At 39.7% G+C, this 4,886-nt stretch carries 9 protein-coding genes; 3 read left to right on the top strand and 6 right to left on the bottom strand.

The genetic code is table 11. The features are described from left to right. Window positions 1-250 precede the first annotated feature (250 nt). On the bottom strand, window positions 251-547 hold the full coding sequence (locus BGI33_RS07290) for a hypothetical protein (RefSeq protein ID WP_100089907.1): 297 nt from the start codon (window positions 545-547) through the stop codon (window positions 251-253). After that, complete coding sequence (locus BGI33_RS07295) at window positions 547-1,302, bottom strand: RHS repeat domain-containing protein (RefSeq protein WP_100089908.1); 756 nt, start codon at window positions 1,300-1,302, stop codon at window positions 547-549. The genes BGI33_RS07290 and BGI33_RS07295 overlap by 1 nt, the downstream gene beginning before the upstream one ends. 123 nt (window positions 1,303-1,425) lie before the next feature. On the opposite strand from BGI33_RS07295, the gene BGI33_RS13140 reads away from it, so the two are divergent. Both BGI33_RS13140 and BGI33_RS07300 read left to right on the top strand, forming a co-directional pair. After that, entirely contained in the window at window positions 1,426-1,596 is a 171-nt protein-coding gene (locus BGI33_RS13140; protein ID WP_180297033.1) for a hypothetical protein, read from the top strand. Between the two features lie 45 nt (window positions 1,597-1,641). Beyond that, a complete protein-coding gene (locus tag BGI33_RS07300) occupies window positions 1,642-1,890 on the top strand; it encodes a hypothetical protein (protein WP_100090595.1) in 249 nt (82 codons plus the stop codon). A gap of 42 nt (window positions 1,891-1,932) precedes the next feature. Here the strand turns inward: BGI33_RS07300 and BGI33_RS07305 are convergent, their stop codons facing one another. Together BGI33_RS07305 and BGI33_RS07310 are read right to left on the bottom strand one after the other, a co-directional pair. Next, the gene (locus tag BGI33_RS07305; RefSeq protein WP_100090596.1) at window positions 1,933-2,418 is read right to left on the bottom strand and encodes a CPCC family cysteine-rich protein; all 486 of its coding nucleotides are present in this window, start codon (window positions 2,416-2,418) and stop codon (window positions 1,933-1,935) included. Continuing rightward, entirely contained in the window at window positions 2,418-3,629 is a 1,212-nt protein-coding gene (locus BGI33_RS07310) for an RHS repeat domain-containing protein (RefSeq protein ID WP_100090597.1), read from the bottom strand. The genes BGI33_RS07305 and BGI33_RS07310 overlap by 1 nt, the downstream gene beginning before the upstream one ends. On the opposite strand from BGI33_RS07310, the gene BGI33_RS13145 reads away from it, so the two are divergent. Continuing rightward, window positions 3,612-3,758 (top strand): hypothetical protein, encoded by a 147-nt coding sequence (locus BGI33_RS13145; protein WP_180297034.1) that lies wholly within the window; start codon window positions 3,612-3,614, stop codon window positions 3,756-3,758. The genes BGI33_RS07310 and BGI33_RS13145 overlap by 18 nt on opposite strands. 242 nt (window positions 3,759-4,000) lie before the next feature. Here BGI33_RS13145 and BGI33_RS07315 read toward each other — a convergent pair whose 3' ends face one another. Both BGI33_RS07315 and BGI33_RS07320 read right to left on the bottom strand, forming a co-directional pair. Next, entirely contained in the window at window positions 4,001-4,453 is a 453-nt protein-coding gene (locus BGI33_RS07315; protein ID WP_025329789.1) for a hypothetical protein, read from the bottom strand. After that, a partial coding sequence (locus BGI33_RS07320; protein WP_100090589.1) for an RHS repeat-associated core domain-containing protein occupies window positions 4,446-4,886 on the bottom strand: 441 nt, incomplete at its 5' end. The genes BGI33_RS07315 and BGI33_RS07320, both read right to left, overlap by 8 nt.

Consider the following 4,886-nt stretch of genomic DNA (forward strand, 5'->3'; position numbering starts at 1 on the left):
GGAAGCGGGTACGGTTGTAAGGTTTGCCTTCGCGGTCTAACTTCTGTTTTTCGATACGTCGGCCAAGGGCGTCATAGAGGTAGCGGTATCGTTCGGTTTTGTTGAGTTGTTCGATGCGTACTTCGCGCAGGCGGTGGGCAGCGTCGTAGTGGTAGTGCTTGGGGCTGCTAACGATTTGTTTAGTCTTGGTACAACCATGTTGGTCTTAGCTGTATTTTAAGTTATATCTTAAAATAATTTTTCTATTAACTTATCCGATTTTACTAATCGCTTGATTAATTTGATATTCTAAGCTGCTTATATCATTAGTAAAATTGCTATATATTGGTTTTTCCCAATCAAAATCTTTTATTAAATAAATATAAAAGCAGCCATTTATATTGAAAGATGGACGCCACCCAATATCTAAAATATATCCATTAGGATACTCAATTTGCAGCATATCTTCTTTTAAAGCATCTAATTGCATTGAAAGAGGAATATTTTTATTTAATGAAAATTCGTTAAATACAATTTTTCCTTTTGGGTTAGATAAATCAATATTCATTATTTCAATAACCTCATATATTCATTTAAAGAAATTGGATGGCCATGAATTGTATTTGCACTAAGTTCAACTCTAATCCATTGTGATGGTTTACCTTCACTTGCCCCAATAACTGTACCCATATCTTTTACTTTCCATTGTTTCCCATTAGTAACAGGCATTCCAGTATGGAATACATCAAACTCTAGTGTCTTAATATCAACATCAGGTTTATATTTTGCAGGCCCTGATTTAGTTGATTTAATTACATCTTTCCATGATTGATTCTTTGGAGGGAAATGTTTATAGTCATGCGTTGTCCAATTTGGCTTAGTTTTAGGTTCACAGCTTAGCCCCCACGGATCAATCCAAGTCAACCCATTAGGCGCATACTGATACAGATTAAAACCACCCAGCAACCCAATCGGATCTGGCTGAGTAAAGCGTCCTATATCCGGATCATAGTACCTGAAAGTATTGTAATGTAAACCGGTTTCTCTGTCTAAATATTGTCCCTGATATCTGAGGTTTTGTTCTACGGATTCATGTTCGATTTCATGAATCCGTTTTCCCCATAGCTGAAAGCTGCATTCCCACAGTATTTCACCGTTTGCATCGGTCAGTTCTTCCGGACAGCCATTCAGGTCGGTATGGAAATAACGGATATGTTGTTCTTGGTTGCCATCTGTGTCTATCCGCGCCAATGGTTCGTAGCTGTTCTGGTCTGTATAGATATACAGGCTGGTAGGGTGATTCGGGCCGGTTTCCTGAATCATTCTTAACCCGTCCCACAGGAAGCGGGTACGGTTGTAAGGTTTGCCTTCGCGGTCTAACTTCTGTTTTTCGATACGTCGGCCAAGGGCGTCATAGAGGTAGCGGTATCGTTCGGTTTTGTTGAGTTGTTCGATGCGTACTTCGCTCAGACGGTGTTCGGCATCGTAGTGGTAGTGCTGGGTTGCGCCGATGGTCTGTTTGGTCTGAGTTCTGCCGTGCTCGTCATAGCTGTAGTGGTGCCCTCTGAAATGCAGGAGCTGGTTACAGCGGATGACATTCTGATTGCTGGGGTCTAATTCTATTGGCCGTTTGTGGTCTAACAGGTTGGCAGCGGCATCATATTGCAGGGTCTCCCAGTATCTTTGATTGCGACAGCCTTCGATTCTGCCGGTGTGATCATAGCGGTAATCGGTCTGGCCGTGTTTGCTGTGCTTTTTGCTTACCAGTCGGTCAAGGTTGTCGTACTGGTAGCTGCGTTCGAGCAGGATATCAGGCAGGGTGGGATTCTGATTGCGCCGTATCTGTTTGTGTTGCAGCCGGCTGTTGCGGTCGTATTTGAACTGGGTGTTCAGACGTCCCTGGGTGCGTAATACTTCGTGGTGCAGACGGGTGCATTTATTTTAGAATTTATGTTATTTTCTTATATATACATCCTTATATTGCAGTACTTTTTCTTTGTATAAAGAAGTGCTTATATAAGAGTTTAAATAACTTTGATTTAATTTACTATACCCATCCTCATTTAGTTTATCTGTTTGCCAATCACAAACAGGACATATTTCAAAAATAGAATCTTCATAATTCTTGAAAACAATGTATCTACATGAGATACAAGCAACACCAGTAATTTCACTATCTGGATGATCAATTATTTTTATATCATTACCGGTAATTTCTTTTATTTTGTTTTCTAAGTATTTATTTCTAATTAACGATGATAATTTATAACTATCTAAAATATCATTATTGTAAATCTGTTTCTTAGATAGAGCCATAGATTGCTCATCAATTATTCCATTTTCATATAAAAAATTTATTCTATCATCTAATTTTAAAGTAAATAAAGAGTTGTAATTTAAAAAATTAACTACTTCACTATGAAGGAATTCTATACACATTATTTTTCTCGCGCTAAATCAATTGCATCTTGGAATGGAGTTTTGCTTCTCCCATCGTCCTTATAATAAGTTCGGATTTCTCTTTTGCTCATATGACCTACAAAAATTTCACCAGTATTTTTATCATGTCTAATTACAAAATTTCCAACCTTTGCCTCTTGCATTGATGATGTTAAAGGTTTGGTAGCAAATTCTTTAGCTCTTTTTAGGTATTGATTTTGATTAATATTGCCAAATTCATGTCCATGTTTTTCATAATGTCCTTGTAATCCAGTTTTACCTGTTAATGAGTTTTTCTTTGGATTAAAGCCTTTCCATTTAGCAGAACCAGCAATGCCACAATCCATTAATCCTAACGGATCAATCCAAGTCAACCCATTAGGCGCATACTGATACAGATTAAATCCACCCAGCAACCCAATCGGATCAGGCTGAGTAAATCTACCTATATCCGGATCATAATACCTGAAAGTATTGTAATGTAAGCCGGTTTCTCTGTCTAAATATTGTCCCTGATATCTGAGGTTTTGCTCTACTGATTCGTGCTCAATTTCATGAATCCGTTTCCCCCACAGCTGAAAGCTGCATTCCCACAGTATCTTACCGTTTGCATCGGTTAACTCTTCCGGACAGCCGTTCAGGTCGGTGTGGAAATAGCGGATATGTTGTTCTTGGTTGCCGTCTGTGTCTATACGTGCCAGTGGTTCGTAGCTGTTCTGGTCTGTGTAGATATACAGGCTGGTGGGGTGATTCGGGCCGGTTTCCTGAATCATTCTTAACCCGTCCCACAGAAAGCGGGTACGGTTGTAAGGTTTGCCTTCGCGGTCTATCTGATGCTTTTCAATACGCCGGCCTAAGGCATCGTAAACGTAGCCATAACGCTGGCTGCGACCTGATTGTTCAATGCGTACTTCGCTCAGACGGTGTTCAGCATCGTAGTGGTAGTGCTGGGTTGCGCCGATGGTCTGTTTGGTCTGGGTTCTGCCGTGCTCGTCGTAGCGGTAGTGGTGCCCTCTGAAATGCAGGAGCTGGTTACAGCGAATCAGGTTGTGGTTGCTGTAGTCTTCTCTGTATTTGCTGTCCAGCAGGTTGGCGGCGGCATCATATTGCAGGGTTTCCCAGTATCTCTGATTACGGCAGCCTTCGATTCTACCGGTGTGATCATAGCGGTAATCGGTCTGCCCGTGTTTGCTGTGTTTTTTGCTTACCAATCGGTCAAGGTTGTCGTACTGGTAGCTGCGTTCGAGCAGGATATCAGGCAGGATGGGATTCTGTTTGCGTTGCAGACGGCTGTTACGGTCGTATTTGAACTGGGTGTTCAGGCGTCCCTGAGTACGTGATACTTCGCGGTACAGGTTGTCGCGTTCAGTGTGGTCGGTGTTGCCGTCACGCTGTGCTTGTTTGATTTGGGTGACGTGCTACGGGCATTTATTCTGTTCGCTGGTCTAAACAATTAATTTTTTGTGGGTATAATGGTGGACGTAAGTAGATTGATTATTACACTCAGGTTGCAGTTTTACTTAACTATAATCTGCTAAAATAAAGTTGGTAACATCAGCAACTGGTATTTTCTGAATCTTTATCAAAAGGATATATTTGCGTAAAAAAATGTTTTTTCATAAGAGAAAATCATTTTATTTCCATTGGGAATTAAAAGAATACTTGTTTCATCACTTGGGTAAAAAAAATCATCCCATGATTTTACAAAAATATCCACTGGTACAATCGCACTCGCTTTTTTCCCCCAAAAGAAAAAAGCAAATGAAATGTCTGTTAATTTATTCTTGAAAAATAAAGAAGATTCGTTAGGATGATCAAAATCCAAATTAATTTTTTCTATAACAGAACAAAATGACGAATGCATTTTCATTAAATGGTTAAATGGGAATGTCACATCCCAAAAATTACTAGATTCCTCCGTATCAAGAAAAATAATCTGTCTTTTTTCATCAAAAGATAGCAAGCAATCTTTAGAATTAAATCTCCATGCAATAGGATATTTTTTTTCATCAATGGTTAATAATTTTTTATTCATAAAATATATGCCCAGCTCCACCAGATTTTTTACCCAAACTCCAATCCTTCCATTTTATGTGGGGTATATTATTCTCTGGTGCATTTATTGTATGCGATTCATTAGGGTGATGTTCATAACCTTTTTTGTATGGAATTTCAGAGTAAGTAGGCTGAATCTCTATCTTTCCTCTAGCATCTTTTAACAGTTGTTCAGCAGTAGCTTTATCCTTCACTCTAAAATTGGATTTACCACCTCTCTGAATTATTTCAGTTGCTTTCTTCCATTCAGGGCTACCACGCTTAATGATAGGTAAGTTAGTTGCATTGCCAACTTCCTTCCCTGTAAGGCCACATTTCATTAACCCCCACGGATCGACCCAAGTCAACCCATTAGGCGCATACTGATACAGATTCAATCCGCCAGCTAAACCAATCGGGTCTGGCTGGGTAAA

The organism is Snodgrassella alvi (assembly GCF_002777425.1).
Taxonomy (GTDB): domain Bacteria; phylum Pseudomonadota; class Gammaproteobacteria; order Burkholderiales; family Neisseriaceae; genus Snodgrassella; species Snodgrassella alvi_B.